At 27.2% G+C, this 20,950-nt stretch carries 23 protein-coding genes; 1 reads left to right on the forward strand and 22 read right to left on the reverse strand.

Annotation, left to right across the window (positions count from 1 at the left end; genetic code table 11):
* Positions 1–31 precede the first annotated feature (31 nt).
* The 21 genes from holA to TY07_RS05575 all read right to left on the reverse strand — a co-directional run bounded on the left by holA (position 32) and on the right by TY07_RS05575 (position 18,733).
* Positions 32–1,063, reverse strand: coding sequence for a DNA polymerase III subunit delta (gene holA / locus TY07_RS05480; RefSeq protein WP_042396433.1), 1,032 nt, complete (start codon positions 1,061–1,063; stop codon positions 32–34).
* 19 nt (positions 1,064–1,082) lie between these two features.
* Positions 1,083–2,780, reverse strand: a complete 1,698-nt coding sequence (locus tag TY07_RS05485; RefSeq protein ID WP_042396435.1) for a ComEC/Rec2 family competence protein — start codon at positions 2,778–2,780, stop codon at positions 1,083–1,085.
* 120 nt (positions 2,781–2,900) lie between these two features.
* Positions 2,901–3,221, reverse strand: coding sequence for a hypothetical protein (locus tag TY07_RS05490; RefSeq protein WP_042396437.1), 321 nt, complete (start codon positions 3,219–3,221; stop codon positions 2,901–2,903).
* A 42-nt stretch (positions 3,222–3,263) separates the two neighbouring features.
* Positions 3,264–3,680, reverse strand: a complete 417-nt coding sequence (locus tag TY07_RS05495; RefSeq protein ID WP_042396439.1) for a YbaN family protein — start codon at positions 3,678–3,680, stop codon at positions 3,264–3,266.
* Between the two features lie 62 nt (positions 3,681–3,742).
* On the reverse strand, positions 3,743–4,042 hold the full coding sequence (locus TY07_RS05500) for a nitrous oxide-stimulated promoter family protein (RefSeq protein WP_042396442.1): 300 nt from the start codon (positions 4,040–4,042) through the stop codon (positions 3,743–3,745).
* A 137-nt stretch (positions 4,043–4,179) separates the two neighbouring features.
* On the reverse strand, positions 4,180–5,850 hold the full coding sequence (locus tag TY07_RS05505) for an amino acid ABC transporter ATP-binding/permease protein (RefSeq protein ID WP_042396444.1): 1,671 nt from the start codon (positions 5,848–5,850) through the stop codon (positions 4,180–4,182).
* Between the two features lies 1 nt (position 5,851).
* Positions 5,852–7,651, reverse strand: coding sequence for an ABC transporter ATP-binding protein/permease (locus tag TY07_RS05510; protein WP_042396446.1), 1,800 nt, complete (start codon positions 7,649–7,651; stop codon positions 5,852–5,854).
* A 196-nt stretch (positions 7,652–7,847) separates the two neighbouring features.
* Complete coding sequence (locus TY07_RS18325) at positions 7,848–8,132, reverse strand: DUF2325 domain-containing protein (protein ID WP_042396448.1); 285 nt, start codon at positions 8,130–8,132, stop codon at positions 7,848–7,850.
* Between the two features lie 18 nt (positions 8,133–8,150).
* Positions 8,151–8,789, reverse strand: a complete 639-nt coding sequence (locus TY07_RS18330) for a DUF3793 family protein (protein WP_154820580.1) — start codon at positions 8,787–8,789, stop codon at positions 8,151–8,153.
* A gap of 8 nt (positions 8,790–8,797) precedes the next feature.
* Positions 8,798–9,214, reverse strand: a complete 417-nt coding sequence (locus tag TY07_RS05525; RefSeq protein ID WP_042396450.1) for a flavodoxin — start codon at positions 9,212–9,214, stop codon at positions 8,798–8,800.
* Between the two features lie 140 nt (positions 9,215–9,354).
* The gene (locus TY07_RS17585) at positions 9,355–9,513 is read right to left on the reverse strand and encodes a DUF1540 domain-containing protein (RefSeq protein WP_070098841.1); all 159 of its coding nucleotides are present in this window, start codon (positions 9,511–9,513) and stop codon (positions 9,355–9,357) included.
* Positions 9,514–9,633: 120 nt separating this feature from the next.
* On the reverse strand, positions 9,634–9,990 hold the full coding sequence (gene spoVAE / locus TY07_RS05530; RefSeq protein WP_042396451.1) for a stage V sporulation protein AE: 357 nt from the start codon (positions 9,988–9,990) through the stop codon (positions 9,634–9,636).
* A gap of 23 nt (positions 9,991–10,013) precedes the next feature.
* A complete protein-coding gene (gene spoVAD / locus TY07_RS05535) occupies positions 10,014–11,030 on the reverse strand; it encodes a stage V sporulation protein AD (protein WP_042396452.1) in 1,017 nt (338 codons plus the stop codon).
* A gap of 16 nt (positions 11,031–11,046) precedes the next feature.
* Positions 11,047–11,523, reverse strand: a complete 477-nt coding sequence (gene spoVAC / locus TY07_RS05540) for a stage V sporulation protein AC (RefSeq protein ID WP_042396454.1) — start codon at positions 11,521–11,523, stop codon at positions 11,047–11,049.
* Positions 11,524–11,676: 153 nt separating this feature from the next.
* Positions 11,677–12,435, reverse strand: coding sequence for an RNA polymerase sporulation sigma factor SigF (sigF, locus tag TY07_RS05545; protein WP_042396457.1), 759 nt, complete (start codon positions 12,433–12,435; stop codon positions 11,677–11,679).
* 17 nt (positions 12,436–12,452) lie between these two features.
* The gene (spoIIAB, locus tag TY07_RS05550; RefSeq protein WP_042396459.1) at positions 12,453–12,875 is read right to left on the reverse strand and encodes an anti-sigma F factor; all 423 of its coding nucleotides are present in this window, start codon (positions 12,873–12,875) and stop codon (positions 12,453–12,455) included.
* A 16-nt stretch (positions 12,876–12,891) separates the two neighbouring features.
* Positions 12,892–13,227 carry an anti-sigma F factor antagonist gene (spoIIAA, locus tag TY07_RS05555; protein WP_042396521.1) on the reverse strand — a complete coding sequence of 112 codons (336 nt, stop codon included), beginning with the start codon at positions 13,225–13,227 and terminating at the stop codon, positions 12,892–12,894.
* Positions 13,228–13,425: 198 nt separating this feature from the next.
* A complete protein-coding gene (locus TY07_RS05560) occupies positions 13,426–15,735 on the reverse strand; it encodes an AAA family ATPase (protein ID WP_042396461.1) in 2,310 nt (769 codons plus the stop codon).
* Between the two features lie 179 nt (positions 15,736–15,914).
* On the reverse strand, positions 15,915–16,589 hold the full coding sequence (deoC, locus tag TY07_RS05565) for a deoxyribose-phosphate aldolase (RefSeq protein WP_042396463.1): 675 nt from the start codon (positions 16,587–16,589) through the stop codon (positions 15,915–15,917).
* Between the two features lie 136 nt (positions 16,590–16,725).
* Complete coding sequence (locus tag TY07_RS05570) at positions 16,726–17,772, reverse strand: DNA polymerase IV (protein WP_042396465.1); 1,047 nt, start codon at positions 17,770–17,772, stop codon at positions 16,726–16,728.
* 7 nt (positions 17,773–17,779) lie between these two features.
* Positions 17,780–18,733, reverse strand: coding sequence for a DUF4003 family protein (locus TY07_RS05575; protein ID WP_042396470.1), 954 nt, complete (start codon positions 18,731–18,733; stop codon positions 17,780–17,782).
* 273 nt (positions 18,734–19,006) lie between these two features.
* On the opposite strand from TY07_RS05575, the gene TY07_RS05580 reads away from it, so the two are divergent.
* Positions 19,007–20,314, forward strand: coding sequence for an aspartate kinase (locus TY07_RS05580; protein ID WP_042396472.1), 1,308 nt, complete (start codon positions 19,007–19,009; stop codon positions 20,312–20,314).
* A gap of 146 nt (positions 20,315–20,460) precedes the next feature.
* Here TY07_RS05580 and TY07_RS05585 read toward each other — a convergent pair whose 3' ends face one another.
* On the reverse strand, positions 20,461–20,808 hold the full coding sequence (locus tag TY07_RS05585) for an arsenate reductase family protein (RefSeq protein WP_042396475.1): 348 nt from the start codon (positions 20,806–20,808) through the stop codon (positions 20,461–20,463).
* Positions 20,809–20,950 lie beyond the last annotated feature (142 nt).

Raw genomic sequence — 20,950 nt, forward strand, 5'->3', positions numbered from 1 at the left:
TACACTTTTTTTATTATGAAAATTTAAAATTTTATTTGACCATAAATGTTTTAAATAACATAAGTTCCATTTCCATTTGCTTATCTGTTGTTGATGATTTTAATTTTGTTTCAGTATTAACACATACTTTAATGAGTTCACTTAACTGTTTTATACTAAACTTAGATGCTTGATTCATTAATTTTTCACATACAAATTGAGGTAATCTATATTTAGACATAAAGAAATCTAACCTTTTACCTCTTCCTAAATATACTTTTATTTCATATAATCTTTTAAAATGATTCCCTATAGATGAAATAATTAGCATATGCTGATCTGCTTTAAATAGTAGTTCATCTAATAAATCTATTGCCTTTTCAACTCTTCTTATAGAAATATATTCAACTAAATCAAAAATATCATCTTCACTTTTATTTTGTATTAATTTATCTATATCTTCCTTAGTTATTTCTCTCCCAATTGCATAACAATCTAATTTATCTACTTCCCTTTTAATAATATCAAAATTATTTTGAACCTTATCAGCAAAATATCTTAATTGAATTTTACCTATGCTTCTTCCCTTTTCTTTAAATAAATCTTCAACTTTTTTATAATATTTATCTTTTTTTAGTTTATCACAATGAACAACTTTAACATATTTATCTAAAGTAGATAGCTTTTTATTTTTTTTAGGAGTATCTCTCTTATCATTAAATAAATAATACATAATTAGTACTGTATGCTTTGGTAAGTCCTTTATGTATTTTAAAAGTTCTGTATATGTTTTTGCTCCATCTTTATCCGGTTTATCCTTTAGAAAATTAGCTCTATATACTAATACAACCTTTTTTTCTCCAAAGAAAGGCAATGTCTCACAAGCATTTTCTATTTCATCAAAAGTAGTTGTTAAACCATCTAATTTTATAAAATTTAAATCTAAAAAATCTTTATCAACAACCTTCTTAATTATTGGATCAATACTTGATTTAATTAATTCCTCATCTAACCCACAAAATATATATCCATTTTCAATATTATTTTTTTTAAGTTCTCCTTCTAGAACATCTATATTAATCAATGTTTAATGCCACTCCTCACTAATTGTTAATAACCTCATCATTAAATAACGTTATTTCATTTATATCACCTTTTCTAAAATCTATTATATCATAATCATTATTATTTTTTTCATAATTCACAAATAGCAAATATTCATTTTTATCTGTAGTTAAAATGTAATTTTCACCTTTTTTAGTTAAAGTTATTTTATTATCTATTTTAATCTTATTTAAGTCATTTAATATACTATTTGTAAGACATACAGCTTTTAATTTTTCTTCATCAACCTTTTCCTTGGTTTGAATCAAAACCCGCTCCCCTCTATAACTTATTAAAAGTGCTCCATCATTATAATATTTTATTTTAAGAAAAGGACTATATATTAATAAAAATGTATATATTCCTATAATTAAAGGATAATATAAAAACACTTTAAATCCTTTTCTATAAAAATAATATGTTACTAGTATCCCTACATAAAAATAAGCAATAGTATAATGTAAATAAACTAAGCCAAAAGAAAAACTATCAAGTTTATACATAATAACATCTATGTATTTAATTATATAATGACAAATATACAAACTAAAATTAAATAAAATAGGAATATACTCAAAGAATACAAGACAATTTCCAAAGACAACTAATATATTAATAAATGGAACAACTATGATATTACCAATTATAAAATTTAAGGATATTTCATTAAAATACAATAAAATTATAGGAAAGGTTAGTATTTGAGCACTAATTGAAATTGCAATTGTACTTCTGAATAAATTAGGTAGCCTATAAAGCTTTTTATTTAATTTTTTACTAAATAATATTATTCCTAGTGTTGCTAAAAAAGATAATATAAATCCTAAATTATAAATATCATATGGCTTTATAAGTATAATTATTATACCTGCAAGCGACAAGGCTGCTAGAGGGCTATAATTACGTTTAACAACCATTCCAAGGTTTAATATCAATATCATTATATAAGCTCTTACAGCCGAAGCTGGTGCCCCTGTAAATAGCACATAAGCAAATGCTATAACCAAACTTAATTTAACTCCAAATATTCTTTTTAAAATACTATATACTAATGCTAAATGTAATCCTGATATTGAAATAGCATGAGATATACCTAAATTTTTCATTAAACTCTTATGATCCTCATCTAATTCACTTTTATATCCAAATGATACTGAAGTAATCAACGCTGCTTTTCTTCTACCTAGCTTTTCACTTATTTTATTAAATAATTCTTCTCTTCTTTTATAAAACTTAGAAATAATATCATCTTTCTCTATGTAATATTCTTCTATTTTATAATCTCCTACTATTCCTTTTACAATATTTATATCCTTGCTAAACTCCCCTCTTGCAATTAATTTATCACCAACATTAATTTCTTGATTAATATTATATAAATTTACTATACGCCCGTTAATTTCTCCTTTAGCATAATAATAATTACTAATATTAGTTATCCTAATAGCCTCTATATCCTTAGGAATATAAGAATAAAACCATATGTTATTATTTAAAGCTACAACAAAAAATAGAAAGATTAATATGGTTATCTTTATACCCTTAAAATATAATATAAAGGCAAAAAAACTACATACATAAAAAACTCCCATCAACTTATTCTTGCTATATGCTTCATATGAAATAGACGATAATATAAATGTAATAAAAATATATACTAACGGATTGCTTAAATCCTTATATTTATTGATATTCATTTGAGCAACACCTCATTAAATAAGCATTACCAAATTTCCATTATATAAATCACAAACACAAAAAAAAGACTTTACTTACTTGTAAAGCCTATAATAATTTATAATATTATTTTTTATTAATTACAGAAATTTAATAGCTATAGGTAAATATACAAAGAACCCTATAGTAAATATAATATGGATTTTCTTATATAATTTATAGTTATTTTTCATCATAACTCCAGTTATTCCAATTACAATCATAATAACTGCAAAACCAATATACTTTATAAATCCTTCTTGTCCAATTCTTAAAATAAATTCAGCTATCATAGCCAAAACTGATATACTTCCTAAAACTATATGTGTTTTTACGCATATACTCTTTTTTACCTTAAATAATTTTAATATATAATAAATTAATAATGATAAGCAAAAAAACATAGATGATATTCTTTCCATTGTTACAACTTCCTACTTTCTCTTTTATAAGTTTATATTCTACTAAGCCATTTCCCCTTTTGAAGCTTCCATATCTTTCTTTTCTTCTGGAGAAATTGTCCTAACCTTAAATGTAAAATAATATAATTTAATTATTATTAATACAATAATAGTTATTCTCATAGGTAATACATCCACTAAAATTAAAGGAAAAGCTAACATAAAATTGACAAAGCTTAATAATACAACCTTTTGCTTTAGTGTCATAGCCCTTTCTTTAACGAAACTCTCTAGATGCTTCTTATAAATATTAGAATTTGTAAACCAAGTATGAAATCTCTCAGATCCCCTTGCAAAACAAAATGATGTTACTAATAAAAATGGTGTTGTTGGTAATATAGGCAATATTACACCTATAAGACCTATTCCAAGTGCTAAAAATCCTAAAGTTATATAAAAATACTTCTTTGCCTTATTCATGTTTACTCCCCTTTAAATTATTAATTTTATATTTCCTAATCTTTATACTTTGATAATACCCATTACTTATTTAATGCATGTCTAATAAGTTCTAGAGGATTATAAATAATAAGTCTTGGTCCCGAAAACTTCATTACTTCTTTAACTTTTTCCTTCATGTCCTTTTTATAGCAATGAATAGGACATCTTGAGCAAGTTGATTTGTTTTCTCCAAACTTACAAAAACTTAATCTTTTATGGGCATACTCTAATAACTCTGCACATTCCTCACAAAGCTCACCTTTTTTATTCCCATGCTTCTTTTGACAATATATATCTATCATTAGCTTTATTGTCTTTTTTTCCCTATCAATTTTTCCCATATAAATTTTCTCCCAATCTATTAATGATAATCATTATCATATAGCTTTCTAATAAAAGGCTGTATTTGTTAAAATGAACCTTTGCCCAATTTCTTAAGTATGTTCATATTACATAGCAATACAGCCTTCCATTTAAATTAGCTTACTACTAACTTGCTATTTTCAAGCTTATAAGTCTTATTACAAACAGCAGTTGTTGATTTTCTATGTGAAATAAGTACTATTGTCTTATCTTCACAGTTTTCTTTTATTGACTTTAATATTTCACCTTCATTTAATGTATCTAAATTACTTGTAGGTTCATCTAGTATTAAAACATCTCCATTACTTAAAAATGCTCTTGCTAATCCAATTCTTTGTTTTTCCCCTGAAGAAAGATTTCCTCCAAGTTCCCCAACTTTTGTATCATATCCCTTAGGTAAAGTTTCAATAAAGTCATGTATAGAAGCCATTTTAGCTGCCTTTATAACTTCTTCCTTTGAAGCTTTTGGATTTCCTATCTTTATATTGTCTAATATAGATTCATTAAATAAATATGTTTCTTGACTTACTAAAGTTTGACTATTTCTAAGTGATGTTGTATTAACCTCTTTAATGTTCTTATTATCAAGATTAATTTTTCCGTCATTAACATCCCAGAATCTCATCATAAGTTTAACAAATGTACTCTTACCTATTCCACTTTCACCAATAAGTGCAATTTTATCACCTTTTTTAATATCAACTGATGCAGTATCAAAAATCTTTTCTTTTCTATTAGGATAAGAGAATGTTACATTATCATACGCTATTGATTCACCTTTTATTTCATGTCCATCTGCTACTTCTTCTACATGTGGTTCCTCATCAATTAAATCAAATAATCTTTCTGCACAAGCAAAAGTTTGAAGTAATGTATTTGAAAGGTTACTTAATGCAACTACCGGACCAAATGATGATGCTATTATTACTATTCCAACAAGCATCCATGTAAATGATATATTTCCAACTGAATATTGTGCAAATCCAACACCAACAAAAGTTAATATTGCAATCATTATAGTTAAATCTGTAATGGCTCTTATTATACCTTCATGTTCTTTAATTTTATCAAGGCTTTCATTTATTCTATGTGATTTTGAATTAATTTCATTTAATCTTTCATCACCAGATTTAAATAGTAAAACTTCCTTTAATCCTCTTAAAGAATCAAGTATATAATTATTACATTCACCAAACATATTTCTATATCTAACTCCAGCTTCTTTACCTAAGCTTGAAGAAGCATATGGTATTACAAATCCAACAGTTAAGAAGAATATAACTGATAATATTCCAAACCATGGATTTATAACATATAGTATTATTGAAATGATACTGTTTGTTATTATTGCAATTGATATTGGAGCTATAGTATGAGCATAGAAAACTTCTAAAAGCTCTATATCAGAAGTAATTAATGATATAAGATTTCCTTTTTCCTGACCTTCTAACTTTGCAGGTGCTAATTTTCTAAGCTTAGCAAATATTTTATCTCTTAATATATAAAGTATTTTAAATGCAATATAATGTCCTGATAACTGTTCACCATACCTTAAAAATCCTCTTAAAACTGCACTTACAGCCATAACTACCATGGCTCCTGTAAAGCTTATAAATGTAATATCACCTATAAAAGCCCCTATAGCTAGTGCACCAAAGCTTGCTATTGCTATTGCAGCTAAGAAACCAACAACCCCCATACTTATAGTTATTGCCATAATTGGAGCTAATGGTTTTAATTCAACAATTAATCTCTTCATTATTTGGAAGCCTGATCTTCTTTTCATATTAGCAAACCTCCCTTATCATTTCTAATTCATTTTGTTTATTAACCATCTCATAGTAGCATGATTCATTTTTCATTAACTCATCATGAGTTCCATTTTCAACTAAAATCCCTTTATTCATAACATAAATATTTTTAGCTTCTGTTACGTTAGCTAACCTATGCGAAATTACTAATATAGTTTTATCCTTAGAAAGCTCATAAATTGCTTCCCAAATACTTTCTTCACTTTCAACATCTATATTAGAAGTTGCTTCATCAAATATAATCATTGGTCTATCAGCTAAAATAACCCTTGCTAGTGCTAATCTTTGCTTTTGTCCGCCAGATAATGCACTACCAGCTTGACCTACATCAGTTAATAATCCATCTTTTAATCCTTTTACAAAATCATATAATCTTGCAGTCTTTAATGCATTATTAATTTCCTCTTCAGAGGCATCCTTTTTAGCCATTAATAAATTGTCTAAAATAGTTCCATTAAAAATGTAACTGTTAGTAGAAACTAATGCTATATTTCCATAAATATTATCTAATGATATTTTTTCTATATTTGTATCATTAATATCAATTTCTCCCTTAGTTACTTTATGATTATTTAAAATAAGTGAAGCAATTGTACTCTTACCAGAACCACTTTCACCTACTATTGCAACTAATCCACCTGGTGTAATATCCATATTAATATTTTTTAATACTTCTCTTTCACCATCATAACTAAAATCAACATTTTTTAGACTAACTCTAACTTCATCTAATTTAATATTTTCATTTGTTTCAACATCTTTTTGTCTTTCTTCTGCATCTAAAATACCAAACATTCTATCACTTGCTGCCATACCATTCATAGCTATATGGAAGTATGAACCCAATAATCTAAGTGGTATAAAGAATTCAGATGAAAGTAAAATTATTATAAGTAAGCTACCTACTGGAATTTGTCCATTTTTAAATTGAATTAATGCAACTATAGTTCCTGCAGCAGCTCCACCAAATGCTACTAAATCCATTATTGTAATAGAATTAAGTTGCATACTTAAAACTTTCATTGTTATTTTTCTAAATTTTTCTGCTTCTACATTCATTTTTTCATGACGTTCTTCATCAATATTAAATACTTTTAACGTAGTTAACCCTTGAAGATTTTCTAAGAATGTTCCACCTAAATCTGAATAAGATTTCCAATAATCTTTTAATATTCTCTTAGCAATTTTCATTATTGCAATAATCGATACAGGAATAAGTGGTACACAAAGTATAAATACTAGTGCTGCTTTAAATGATATAAAACTCATAAATACAAATAATGTTACAGGAACTAAAAGAGCGTAGAAAAATTGAGATAAGTATTTTCCAAAATATATTTCAAGTTGCTCAATTCCTTCAACAGATACTTGAACTACTGCCGATGTACTTTCAACTGAAGTATAACCTGTTCCTAGTTTTAATAATTTTTTATAAATAAGTTCTCTTAACGTTACTCTAGCATTTGCTGATGCAGCATTTGAAAATTTAGCATATAAAATATTACAAGAATATCTTAGACTTAATAAAATTGCTATTATTACAATTGCAGCTAATAATGAAATTGGTCCCCAAACATTAAATTCCATCATTGCCCCTAAAATATTATTACCATCAACGTTTAATCTTTGTCCAATATAAATCTTATTAATAAATTGCCCTATTAATATTATGGTAATAATATTACATAAAACTGAAATCCAATTTACTAATATAGTTAAAGCTATATACTTTTTTGACTCTTTACAAAGGTTTATCAACCTTTTATTAATCATCATAATATCATTTCCTCCTTTGAATACTCAAATCATTTGAAATATTATTTCAAATGATTTCTATTATCACTTAAAACACTATAACCCAATTGATAATTATTTTCAATACTTTTTTTACAAAAAATAAAAATTCCTCTATATATAACTATTAATTATAACTAGAGGAATCTCATATACACAATTATCATATTTATCTCTTTTAATTTAATACTATTTGCTTTATTAGTGATTCTACTGCATTAATTGTACTTTTATGATTTCTTATAACCATAATATTTTTCTTATCAGCCTCTCTCTTTGCTGTTAACACAAGTTTATGTGATACAACATCAGTTAATAATATTACAGCATCTGGCATTCCTATTTTATCTTTTAATCCAGTTTCCATTTGAGTAAAAACTTTCGCTTTACAATTATATTTCTTACATACCTTAATATATTCTTTGCTCATTTTATCATGACCACCAACAATAACTACACTCATATTTTTCTCCTTTTTCTTTTATATATTAATACTTTCCAACTCGTTAAATAAATTCTTTATGCTGTAAGCAACCTTATAGGATGAATCCCCATTTAATATATAACTTACTGTATGTTCCTTCACTTTGTCATATTTATGAAAAGTTTTCTTTGCTTCATGTAAATCATTATATACAAGCCAGTAACCGCAAGTTAAACATTTCTTTTCTTTACAATTCATAAAGTCCTTAACATCATTCAAAGGAAATCCTAAAAATACACCTAATTCATGTGGACAATTAAACTGTTTGTATCTTTCTTTTAATTTTAATAAATGATCATTAATATCACCTTCATTACAATATCCTAGCTGTAATAAAAATTCTTTATTCTCTTTTTTTAATACGTAATTTTCTAATTTTTTTTCATTATATATTAATATAATTAATGCATTATCACATTCTCTTAAATTTATATATTGAATATCAATCTTCTTTAAAAAGCTTATTCCATACTTTATCCATTTATCATATAGGTTGTCATTATCTTTTTTTATAGTAATAGTTGCTGATGGTTTTACTCCTGAAATTACCAGAGAGGCATTGTAAATTAAAAATTTTTCAATGCACTCTCTATCCTCCATTTTAGAAAGACTTTTATAAAATTCTACTTGTTTCAAATCTTATACTATACCTTTGCTATTTTAAGACCAAAATTTATGCACTCAGGAGATTCATCTTCTGGTTCATAATTAATAATTAAACCATCATCAATTAATGTACAACCTAAAGACTCCATTCTCTCTTGCCAATCTCTCATCCATTGGCCATCACCCCATCCATACGATCCAAATAAAGCAACCTTTTTACCAGAAATCTTAGAAGATATTCCTTCAATAAAAGGTTCAAATTCACCTTCTTCTAAAACTTCATCTCCCATAGCAGGGCATCCTAATATAACAACATCTTCATTATCAAAAATATCTAATCCAGCTGCAGAAACATTAACTACTTCTGCATCTTTTCCTCCGCTCACTATCCCTTTAGCAATTAAATTTGCCATTTTTTCTGTGTTTCCTGTACCTGAATAATAAACTATCTTCATTTCCTCTCCCCCTAAATAATATTGATATTCATTCTCAATTAATTATTATATTATATTATTACCAGTTCTTTGTCAATATATATCTCTAAAATACTTCATAAAAAAAGATGATATTAAAATTAATATCATCTTTATTTCTCTTATTTTAGTACAAAAGATTGGCAATCTGTACATTCAACTACTGTTGGATTTGCTTCGTGAGTACCAACAGTTATTGAATTTAATGTACAATAATTTTCTGAACAATCATGATGTTTACATTGTTGTACACTACATTTAATACTTGGATTCTTAGCCATAACATTCACCTCCTCATCTTCATTACCCTATTATTTTTACCTTATAATTTAATATTATTCTTGATAATAATTATCAACAATTTTACTGCTTAAATTATTATATAATATGTATAATTTAACTTATTTTTTTGTTTTAGGATTAAATATAAGAGCCATTAAGTATCCAAAAAAGATTGATGCAGTAATACCTCCAGCTGCACCCTTAATTCCACCTGTAAATGCCCCAAGCAATCCATCTTCTTTGACTCCCTTTATTGCGGCATCAGCTAGTGAATTACCAAAGCTCGGTAATGGAATTGTAGCTCCAGCACCTCCAATTTCAATTAACTTATCATAAATACCAAATCCCCCAAGAATAGCTCCTAATGTTACAAAAATAACTAATATTCTTGCAGGAGTTAGTTTTGTTGTATCCATTAATATTTGAGCAACAACACATATCAATCCACCAACAATAAATGCACTAACATAGTCCATTGTAAATTCCCTCCAATTTCTTATTAAAATTCAATAGCAACTGCATGCGCTATTCCCGGAATAGACTCACCTTGAAGAGATGATGTAGTACTCATTAATGCGCCAGTTGAAACTAATAATACACTTTTAATTTCTCTTCTCATTAATTTTTTATATAAATATCCACAGGTAACAACTGCAGAACAGCCACATCCACTTCCGCCTGAATCAGTCTTTTGTCTTTCATCATCAAAAATCATATCTCCACAATCAATATAATTATCCTTAACATCATAACCATATTCTGCAAGTAGCTTAGTAGTAATTTCCTTTCCTACCTTTCCTAAATCTCCTGTTGCAATAATATCATAGTCTTTAGGTGTTCTACCTGTATCCTTAAAGTGATTATATATAGTATCTACAGCTGCCGGTGCCATAGCTGCACCCATATTATTAGCATCCTTTATTCCATAATCTTTTACTAGTCCTGTTGTAACATAAGTAACTCTAGGATAATCCCCACTTCTTCCTAATACCATAGCTCCAGAACCAGTAACTGTCCATTGGCATGTTGGGCATCTTTGACAACCATATTCTAATGGAAATCTAAATTGTCTTTCAGCTGCACTAAAGTGTGAAGATGTTGAAGCAACAATATAACTTCCAAATCCCCCGTCTAAAAATAAAGATGCCATACTTAATGATTCTGACATTGTAGAACATGCTCCATATAATCCTATAAATGGAATATTAAGTTCTCTAGCTGCAAAACTTGATGATGTTATTTGATTTAACAAATCACCTGCAAATAAATAATCTATTTTTTCTTCTGTTAAATTAGCTGCGCTTATAGCACCCTTTATTGCTGTATACATCATTTCAGATTCAGCTTTTTCAAAACTATCTTTACCTAATGTATCATCACTAATTATTTCATGAAAATAATCTTTTAAAGGTCCATCACCTTCTTTCGGACCTACTATGGAATAAGTTGAAATAATTTTAGGTGGATTTTCTAATTTTATTGTTTGCTTTCCAACCTTTTTATCTTTAACAGCCATAATTTTACATACCTCCTTATTGAACAATTCCTAATAAACCAAGAACATAATAAACAAGTCCAATAATTACTGATGTTCCTATACCATAGACAAGAACTGGACCTGCAATTGTAAACATCTTTGCTGCAACTCCAAAAACAAATCCTTCTTTCTTAAATTCTATTGCTGGAGAAACTACTGCATTTGAGAACCCTGTAATTGGCACTACTGTTCCGGCTCCTGCAAAAGATGCAATTTTATCATATACTCCAAATCCAGTTAACAATGCTCCTATAAATATCATTATTATTGGTAGCCATTGCTTTGCAGCCTCTTCTTCTACTCCAAATTTCAATAGCATATTTAAAATAAATTGTCCTATGGTACAAATAATACCACCAACAATAAATGCCAAAATAATATTTTTAAAATACTTTGGTTTAGGAGCCATCTCCTTAGAAATTGTTTGAAATTCTTGTAATATTTTTTCTTCTTTTTGTGCTCTTTTACTCATAAGAATATCTCCTTGTATATTTTATTGAATATGTATAGTATTCCTCCAAAGCAAAATTAAATTACAAAAAAAATAATCTATATTAAATAATAATTTATTTAATATAGATTATTTTATATTTTAATTACTTTTGTATTATTCTTTTTCATTTGTTCATCCTTCATCTAATTGTTTTCTCATTTCTTGAAGTACTTTCTTTTCAATTCTCGAAACTTGTACCTGACTTATACCTAACATTTTTGCTACCTGTATTTGTGTCTTATCCTTAAAATATCTAAGTACTATTATTTGTCTTGATTTTGTATCTAAATTTCTTAAAGCTTCTTTTAAAGCAATTTTTTCAGTAATATTTTTATCTTCAACTGCATTTTCACTTAGCTTATCAATTAACAGCACCGGAGAACCATCATCTTGATGAATTACTTCATAAAGATATTGCATACTTGCAGAAGATTCTAATGCAAATAGTATTTCTTCCTTATTCATTTTAGAGAATTCAGCTAATTCCTCAATTGTCGGATCCCTATTTAATTTTTTAGTTAAAGCTTCTTTATCAAAATGAAGTTTTTTAGCTAAACTTTTTACATTTCTACTAACTTTTATTATTCCATCATCTCTAATAAATCTCTTTATTTCACCAATTATCATAGGAACAGCATAAGTTGAAAATTTAACATTATATTTATCATCAAAGTTTTTTATAGCCTTAACAAGTCCCATGCATCCAATTTGATAAATATCCTCATATTCATATCCTCTATTCATAAATTTTTTACTTATAGAAGTTACTAAAGGCAAATTAGCTTCTATGAGCTTGTTCATGGCATTTGTATCACCTGCTTTAGCCAAAGGTAATAGCTGTGAATTTTCCTCATAGCTTACTCTTTCTTTTTTTACTTCACCCTTTTCCATAAATCTCCCCTAACATGTTAACTAAATTTTTTTGTCATTGTAATTTTAGTTCCTTTTCCCCTTTCACTTTCAACCTCTAAAGTATCCATAAAACTTTCCATTACTGTAAATCCCATTCCTGATCTTTCAAGGTCTGGTCTTGAAGTATAAAGGGGTTCCCTTGCCTGATCAATATTATCTATTCCTTTTCCATAATCTTTTACTGTAATTGTTACTTCTTTTCCACAAATTGTAGATTCTATTTTAATTATACCCTTTTTATCATTTTCATAACCATGAATAATAGAATTAGTTACAGCCTCTGATACTGCAGTCTTAACATCTGCTATTTCTTCTATAGTTGGATCTAATTGAGAAACAAAAGCTGATACAGCAACTCTGGCAAAACCTTCATTTTGAGACCTACTTTCAAATTCTATACATACTCTATTTTCTTCCATATTTTTAATCCCTCCATTAAATACTCTCAAGTGCTTCATCTACATTATTATAAACAGTTATTATTTTATAAAGTCCTGAAAGTGTAAATACCTTATCAACCCTTTTATTTACATTGGTTATACATACTTTTCCATCCCTATTTTGTACCTTCTTAAGTCTTCCTATAACAACACCAATTCCTGAACTATCCATAAAGGTAACTTCTTTAAAATCCATAATAACCTTTTTTATATTGTCTCTTTCTATTCTATCATCTATCTTAACTCTAACTTCTTCAGCACTATGATGATCTAATTCACCAACAAGTGTAACTACTAATTTATCATTAATTTTATTAAATTTCAAAAACATAAAAATTAACTCTAAAGATAAATATTTAGAGCTTATACCTCCTATCTTTTCCTTCTTTTTCCATAATTTTAACATAATATTTGTTTTGTAGTCAATGATTTTTTACCTTTTTATGGATATCACTATTTAAAAGTTATATCTTCAAGTTAATATTCCTACTAAATAATAAAGTCGGCATAAGCCGACTTTATTATTACACTACTTGATATCTTCCTTTTCCTTATCCTTATATTTATCAATTTCTGTTTGTAAATTAACATAAAAATCATCAATACCTTCACTATCAGATAAAAGAAGCGTTTCTATTGCATCATTTAAATTATTCATAGTGTAAATATGGAACTTACCATTAATAATTGCCTCTTCTACCTCTGCTTTTAATATTAATTCGTCTTTATTAGCTTCTGGAATCAATACCCCCTTACCTTCAAAGGTGTCTAAAATACTGCAAACTTTAAAAAATCCTTCAATTTTTTCATTTACTCCGCCAATAGGTTGAACATCACCAAATTGATTAATTGATCCTGTAACAGCAATATTTTGTTTGATTCCTTTTTTACTTAAAGCTGATAATATACAAATAATCTCTGCAACAGATGCACTATCTCCCTCTACCATTCCATAAGTTTGTTCAAAACTCAAATGAAAATCTACAGGGATATTTTCATAAGGATTTAAAAGATTTGTCAATAATCCTTTTAATATGCTTATTGATTTCTCATGAATCTTACCACTTAAATTACTTTCTTTTTGTATATCGAATATCCTTCCCATACCTTTATAAGCAACACAAGTAATTCTCATTGGCTTCCCAAATGTACAATATCCATTATCTAAAACTGCTAATCCATTAATAGCACCAACTTTTCGTCCCTTAACTTCTATAACAATTTTATCATCTTCATACATACTCATAAATTCTTCTTCGATTAATTCCTGTTCATAAGCAACTGCAAGTATATCATCTTTTAATATTTCCATTCTCTTTTCTTCTCTAGCGTTATTATTTGATAAAACCAATAATTTATCAATATCATCTTCTTCTGCAAGAATTCTCTTTCTGCTACTACTCTTCCTACATAGATACTTCAAAAGTTCGTTCATACCTTCATCACTAATATTAAACAACTCATTCTTTCTAATCTTTTTATCTATTATTTTTTTTATTCCAGCAATTGAATCTTCATTAACTTTAACTACTGGAGAAAATTCAGCTCTTAAAGGAAATAACTTTTTAAAGTCTTCATCTGAATTGTACAAAAGATCGTAAGTTTCATAATCACCAATTAAAATTACTTTTACTTTAACTGGAATTGATTGTGGCTTTAATCCATTAATATTAATAAAATCTAAATAACTCTTATTTGTATCAAAAGAAACCTTATTTGAAATTAGTATTTTCTTTAAATAATAATAACTTAAGTTATTAACAGCTAATGAATTTAACCTTATAATAAGACATCCACCATTTGCCTTTAATATAGATCCTGCACTAATCAATGAAATATTTGTTGTATACATTCCATTATGATTTTCATACTCTATTAATCCAATTAAATTATTTAAATTAGGGTCTTCTTCATAAATAACTGGTGGTGAAGTGTTATTAGTATTATCTACAATAACTCTTACATCATATTTATTCAAAATTTCATATATTTCATTTTCATCATCTTCTATACTCATTGTATAACAATCAATTAAATCTTCTTCAATACATGTAAATAGTCTTTCTAGATATTCATATGAATCATCATCAGTTATAAATTCTAAAAGAGCTTCATCCTTTTCTTCTTCCATTTGAGTAGATAAAAACTTAGAATATATCTTTTTTAATTTTTTAATAGATTTTACTTCAATATCCTTAAGTTCTTCTAAAATAGTCTCTGCCTTTCTTTTTAATGTACCTGCTTTAGTAACTATAACATTTTTATTTTCTGTTTCTAAATTATCATATTCCTTTTCACTCATGGCTTCATCACCACTTAGTGGTATAAATGCAAATCCTTTAGTTGTTGCTTTTACTTCAAAACCTTCTGCCTTTGCCATTTTAGTTAATTCATCTAAATAATTATTTCTTCTATTTTGTATATCTTCAACTAAATAATCCTTTTCATCATTGCTAGAATCACCATAAAAGTCATCTACAACTTCTAAATAAGAATTTTTAATTTCATCAACTGTTTCCTTTAATTTATTCCCTTTACCATTTGCAACAAATATTGCTTCTGGCTTATTTACATCTTCTAATGTAACATAACATATATCTCTAGGTGCTTCTAAATCCTTATACGTATTTTCAATAAAAGACGTTAAATCCTTTAATTTATCTTTTGAAAAGGTATCTATTAAATAAAGATTGTATCCCTCTTTATCTATAGTGATTGCCCTTTCTATTTTTTTATACGCTTCATCAAACTCTTTAATGCCTTTTGTATTTTCTTCAAGTTTGCTTTCTGTTAATGGTATATTGAATTTTATTTCTGATGGAGCTAACTCTCTTTTCATAACCCTCCCACTAAGGTCATAAACTATTAATTTAAATAGTTTTGCCTTCCTTAGAATGATATATATTATATTAATATTCTTATATAATTAATTTAAGCAATAAAATTTAATTTTTTTGATATATTTTTAAATATAATAAAAAGGAAGCAAATATATGCTTCCTTTTTATTAATTTTATATTAATAATTTGAATTTGATTTTGTTCCTTCACATATAGCAATTGAAGCTGATGCCCCTATTCTTGTAGCACCATTTTCAATCATTGCTAAAGCATCTTCTCTGCTTCTAACTCCACCTGATGCTTTAACACCCATATCAGGGCCAACAGTTTCTCTCATAAGCTTAATATCTGCTGCTGTTGCTCCCCCTGTTGAGAATCCAGTAGATGTCTTAACAAAATCAGCTCCAGCTTCTTTTGATAATTGACAAGCAATAACCTTTTCCTCATCAGTTAAAAGGCAAGTTTCTATTATTACCTTAGTAAGTGCCTTTCCTTTAGCAGCTTCAACAACTGCCTTAATATCATTTTTAACGTATTCTAAATCTCTTTCCTTTAATTTTCCTACGTTTATAACCATATCTACTTCTGTAGCACCTTTTTCAATAACATCTTTTGTTTCAAAGGCTTTAACTTCTGTAGTAGTTGCCCCTAAAGGAAAACCTATTACAGTACAAACTTCAACGTCAGTTCCTTCTAAAGCAGTTGCTGCAACAGGAACCATTGATGGATTTATACAAACTGAAGCAAAATTATACTCAACTGCCTCTTTACAAAGTTTTAAAACTTCCTTTTCAGTTGCTTCCGCTTTTAATATTGTGTGGTCAATCATTCTAGCTATTTGTGCCTTATCCATTATAATACCTCCATTTATTTGAAATTTTTCTTAAGTAGCCCCTATCTATTATAATTGATGTACTACAGATTGGAAAGTTTTTTCTAAAATCGTATATATTATTTAAAATTTTTTAATCAAATAGTATACATTAATTTTAAAATAACTTTAATTGTTCAACAGTTTCTTCCTTTACTCCAGATACTGTTACTCCAATTAATCTAATCCCATCTTCAAAAACTTCATCATTTACTATTTCTTGTGCTACGTTATATATAGTATTTAAATCATTTGTATAATAATTTAGACTTCTGCTTCTCGTATGACTTTCGAAATTACTTGTTTTATATTTAACTGTTATAGTCTTAATAAATACATTTCTTCTTTTCAATTCTTCACTTAATTCTAAACAAAATGCTTTTACATAATATAAAATATCCTCTTTATCTTCTGTGTCAAATTTTAATGTATTTTCTCTGCCATATGATTTTCTATCACGATTTACTTTAACTTCTCTATTATCAATTCCTCTTATTCTTTCATATATATCAATTCCATATTTTCCAAAATACTCAATAAAAAATTCTTTTGGTAATTCGTATAAATCATCTACTTTAAACATTCCCATATTATTTAATTTTTTTACTGACTTTTCTCCTAAACCATAAATTTTAGACACAGGTAATGGCCTTAAAATATCTGGTATCATCTCTTTTGTAATAATCTTTATTCCATTTGGTTTATTCCAATCAGAAGCTAACTTTGCTAAAAATTTGTTATATGATATTCCTATTGATAAAGTTAATCCTACTTCTTGAAAAACTCTTCTTTTAATATATTTTGCTGCTTCTAATCCATCATCAAATTTACTTTCACTTAAATCTAAAAATGCTTCATCAATTGAAAGTGGTTCAACAAGTGGCGTAATTTCTTTAAATATATTAAATATTTTATTTGATATTTCTTTATATCTATAATATCTTACTTTAAGGTATATCCCATTAGGACATAACTTTTGAGCAATGAAAATTGGCATTGCTGATCTAACTCCATATTTTCTTGCTTCGTAAGAACAAGTTGAAACAACTCCTCTTTCACTTACACCACCAACTATTACTGGCTTACCTTTTAACTTTGGATTATCCGCTTGTTCAACAGCTGCAAAAAAGGCATCCATATCTACATGTAAAATTATTTTATCCATTTTTCTCCTAGTATAGCACTTCTTCAAAAATTCCTTTATTCTTACTATTAATAAATGAAAGTATCCCTTGAGCTAAAAGTTCATCAATATATCTTCTTTTACTTGACATTGAACAAAAAGATACGATAACTATAGCAATAATAGTTCTAAATCCTTTATCTATATAATATTCATATTCTCCCTCTTCATCACATAAATATTCTATAACCCCTTCAACAATATCTACATTTCGTCTTGGATTATAATTCGATAAAACTCCTATTAATGGTAAAAATTGATTTGCTATTTTAATATTTCTTTTTTGAAGCTGAAGTATAAATTCCATACTTCTATACATCTCACCTGATGATCCATTTAATATAATTGCATTTGCTAATCCTTGTATTCCATTTTTAGATCTAATATTTGAATCTGAAATATGATTAAATATATTTTCAATGAAATCATCAACAGTATCTGCTTGAATATCATTTATAACCCATAATGTACAAAGTAAATAATCATCTTCACTAGTTATATTAGAATATTTTTCTTTTAATATAATAAATAACTCTTTAATTTTTGATATTATATACCTTTTATCCTTTAACTGTGCGTATTTACTAATAGTAAATGCTGTTAAAGCTAAGTATGATCCTGAAAGGAATCCTTCTTCCTCTAAAATTTCCATTGTATCATACATATCTTGAATAAGCTGTTCTTGTTTTTCATTATCAACTGTAGCTATTAATAATGAAAGTATATTTAAAGTATCCCCTCTAAAAGGTGATATTCTTGGCGTATTTAATTTTATATCTTTTCTTATTTCTTTAACTCTCTCTACTAGTATTTCTTTTTCATAATGTGAAAAAACTAAAGATGCAAAATGATTTATTATGTCTCCATCATTTCTTAGTTCTTCCTTAGCTAATCTGTAATTATCAACTGTAATTTGAATTCTGTCAACCAGAAACTTGTCCATTTATTTCCCTCTCCCCATAAACTTTGAATGTATTTAAGTTACTGCATTAAAAGCAATATCTTTCAATACACCTTTTCTTAATTTTTATACTAAATTTTAAGTCTACTTCTTTATTATACTATGAATTTGTGTCATTTTAACAACAATTTATATGTTATTTTATAGGAAATATTTTTACTTATTCCCATTATTCTAGTTGAGCTTTTTGTCATTTTTTGTTAAGATAATTATTAAGGTTAATTTTTAACTTTGTTAATATAAGGGGGCAAAACAATGAATACTATAGTAACAAAATTTGGTGGAAGTTCCTTAGCGGATTCTATCCATTTTAAAAAGGTAAAAAACATAATTGAAGGTAATTCAGAAAGAAAATATGTGGTTCCTTCAGCACCTGGAAAAAGATTTTCTAAAGATTTTAAGGTAACTGATTTACTTTATCTATGCCATGCTCATGTTAATTCAGGCATATCCTTAGATGATGTATTTAAATTAATTTCTGAAAGATACCATTCAATTGTCAACGAATTAGATTTAAATTTTGATTTAAATTCTCACCTAGAAATTATAAAAAAGGATATAGAAAATGGGGCTTCTGTAGACTATGCTGCAAGTAGAGGTGAGTATTTAAATGGTTTAATCCTTGCTAATTATTTAGGAATTGATTTTATAGATGCTAAGGATGTTATCAAATTTAATAAATATGGTTCATTAAATATGGAAGAAACTTATTCTTTACTTAAAGATAAGCTTTCAATCCATGAAAGAGCTGTTATTCCTGGATTTTATGGTTCAGATGAACATGGTGATATAGTTACTTTCTCAAGAGGTGGATCTGATGTAACTGGTGCATTAGTTGCTGCTAGCATTAATGCTAAACTTTATGAAAATTGGACAGATGTTTCTGGATTTTTAATGGCTGATCCTAGAATAGTTAATAATCCTAAAAAAATTAAGACCATTACATATGGCGAACTTAGAGAATTATCATACATGGGAGCCTCTGTTCTTCATGAGGAAGCTGTATTTCCTGTAAGAACTTCTGGTATTCCAATTAATATAAGAAATACTAACGAACCTGAAAATGAAGGTACATTAATCGTTAGTAATGAAACTAAGCATGAAAACACTATTACTGGAGTTGCTGGAAAGCAAAACTTTACAGTTTTATCTATTGAAAAATCTATGATGAATAGTGAGTTAGGATTCTGCAGAAAAATCCTTACTATCTTAGAACAAAATGGAGTTTCTTTCGAAAATATGCCTTCTGGAATAGATACTGTAAGTGTAGTAATTTCTGATTCTAACTTAAAGAATAAAACTGAAATTATTGTTGAAGAAATCAAAAGGGCATGTAATCCCGATTCTGTAGTTGTTTATCCTAACATGGCATTAATAGCTACTGTTGGTACAGGCATGGCTTATACTAAGGGAGTCGCTTCTAAAATATTTACTGCACTTGCTGAAGCTGATGTTAATATTAGAATGATAGATCAAGGCTCAAGTGAAATCAATGTTCTAGTTGGAATTGAAAATGAGGACTTTGAAAAAGGAATTAATGCTATTTATAAAGCATTTAATTAGTTAATAATTTTGAGTTAATAATTATAAAAAGGAAAAGATAGATTTGTGTAAGGGAAAGTAGATAGATTTGTGTAAAAAACAAATCTATCTACTCTTTTTTTGTATGATTAGTTGGTAGATTTGTTATCACTGTTCTAATATACCAACTATTTTGCCTTTTCCCACTCTTTCCATGTTTCTGGAGCATTTCCTACAGTTGCTTCCTTACCATTCCTAACTATAGGAGTTACATACAGTGTTGGATTTTTTAATAGCATATCCTCTCTTGTTTCTGCTCCTCTTATTTTATCCATATTTAATTTTTTATAGTCTTTTGAATTTTTATTTATTAAATTTTCAAGTCCTACTGCTTTTTTAACACTTTGAAGCTCACCTTTACTTAAAGCCTTTTCTTTCAAATCTATAAATTGATATGGAATTCTTCTTTCTTTAAAAAATCTTTCTGCTTTCTTAGTATCATTACATTTTTTTGTTCCAAATATTTGTATATTCATTTATTTACCCTTTCTTGTATAAAATAATAAATATTATATCATATAAAATTATTCTATTTTATAAATAATAAAAAAACACACGCTATTTAGATAAATCTAAACAACGTGTGCATTTTATTTAAAATTAGTCATACTAACCAAG

The organism is Clostridium saudiense (genome assembly GCF_000577815.1).
Classification (GTDB): Bacteria; Bacillota; Clostridia; order Clostridiales; family Clostridiaceae; genus Clostridium; species Clostridium saudiense.

Excerpts from the sequence above, each read along its gene's own strand:
- TY07_RS05485 (WP_042396435.1), bottom strand. The coding sequence starts at position 2,780 with ATGAATATCAATAAATATAAGGATTTAAGCAATCCGTTAGTATATATT.
- TY07_RS05490 (WP_042396437.1), bottom strand. The coding sequence starts at position 3,221 with ATGGAAAGAATATCATCTATGTTTTTTTGCTTATCATTATTAATTTAT.
- TY07_RS05495 (WP_042396439.1), bottom strand. The coding sequence starts at position 3,680 with ATGAATAAGGCAAAGAAGTATTTTTATATAACTTTAGGATTTTTAGCA.
- TY07_RS05500 (WP_042396442.1), bottom strand. The coding sequence starts at position 4,042 with ATGGGAAAAATTGATAGGGAAAAAAAGACAATAAAGCTAATGATAGAT.
- TY07_RS05505 (WP_042396444.1), bottom strand. The coding sequence starts at position 5,850 with ATGAAAAGAAGATCAGGCTTCCAAATAATGAAGAGATTAATTGTTGAA.
- TY07_RS05510 (WP_042396446.1), bottom strand. The coding sequence starts at position 7,651 with ATGATGATTAATAAAAGGTTGATAAACCTTTGTAAAGAGTCAAAAAAG.
- TY07_RS18325 (WP_042396448.1), bottom strand. The coding sequence starts at position 8,132 with ATGAGTGTAGTTATTGTTGGTGGTCATGATAAAATGAGCAAAGAATAT.
- TY07_RS05525 (WP_042396450.1), bottom strand. The coding sequence starts at position 9,214 with ATGAAGATAGTTTATTATTCAGGTACAGGAAACACAGAAAAAATGGCA.
- TY07_RS17585 (WP_070098841.1), bottom strand. The coding sequence starts at position 9,513 with ATGGCTAAGAATCCAAGTATTAAATGTAGTGTACAACAATGTAAACAT.
- spoVAE (WP_042396451.1), bottom strand. The coding sequence starts at position 9,990 with ATGGACTATGTTAGTGCATTTATTGTTGGTGGATTGATATGTGTTGTT.
- spoVAD (WP_042396452.1), bottom strand. The coding sequence starts at position 11,030 with ATGGCTGTTAAAGATAAAAAGGTTGGAAAGCAAACAATAAAATTAGAA.
- spoVAC (WP_042396454.1), bottom strand. The coding sequence starts at position 11,523 with ATGAGTAAAAGAGCACAAAAAGAAGAAAAAATATTACAAGAATTTCAA.
- sigF (WP_042396457.1), bottom strand. The coding sequence starts at position 12,435 with ATGGAAAAGGGTGAAGTAAAAAAAGAAAGAGTAAGCTATGAGGAAAAT.
- spoIIAB (WP_042396459.1), bottom strand. The coding sequence starts at position 12,875 with ATGGAAGAAAATAGAGTATGTATAGAATTTGAAAGTAGGTCTCAAAAT.
- spoIIAA (WP_042396521.1), bottom strand. The coding sequence starts at position 13,227 with ATGTTTTTGAAATTTAATAAAATTAATGATAAATTAGTAGTTACACTT.
- TY07_RS05560 (WP_042396461.1), bottom strand. The coding sequence starts at position 15,735 with ATGAAAAGAGAGTTAGCTCCATCAGAAATAAAATTCAATATACCATTA.
- deoC (WP_042396463.1), bottom strand. The coding sequence starts at position 16,589 with ATGGATAAGGCACAAATAGCTAGAATGATTGACCACACAATATTAAAA.
- TY07_RS05570 (WP_042396465.1), bottom strand. The coding sequence starts at position 17,772 with ATGGATAAAATAATTTTACATGTAGATATGGATGCCTTTTTTGCAGCT.
- TY07_RS05575 (WP_042396470.1), bottom strand. The coding sequence starts at position 18,733 with ATGGACAAGTTTCTGGTTGACAGAATTCAAATTACAGTTGATAATTAC.
- TY07_RS05580 (WP_042396472.1), top strand. The coding sequence starts at position 19,007 with ATGAATACTATAGTAACAAAATTTGGTGGAAGTTCCTTAGCGGATTCT.
- TY07_RS05585 (WP_042396475.1), bottom strand. The coding sequence starts at position 20,808 with ATGAATATACAAATATTTGGAACAAAAAAATGTAATGATACTAAGAAA.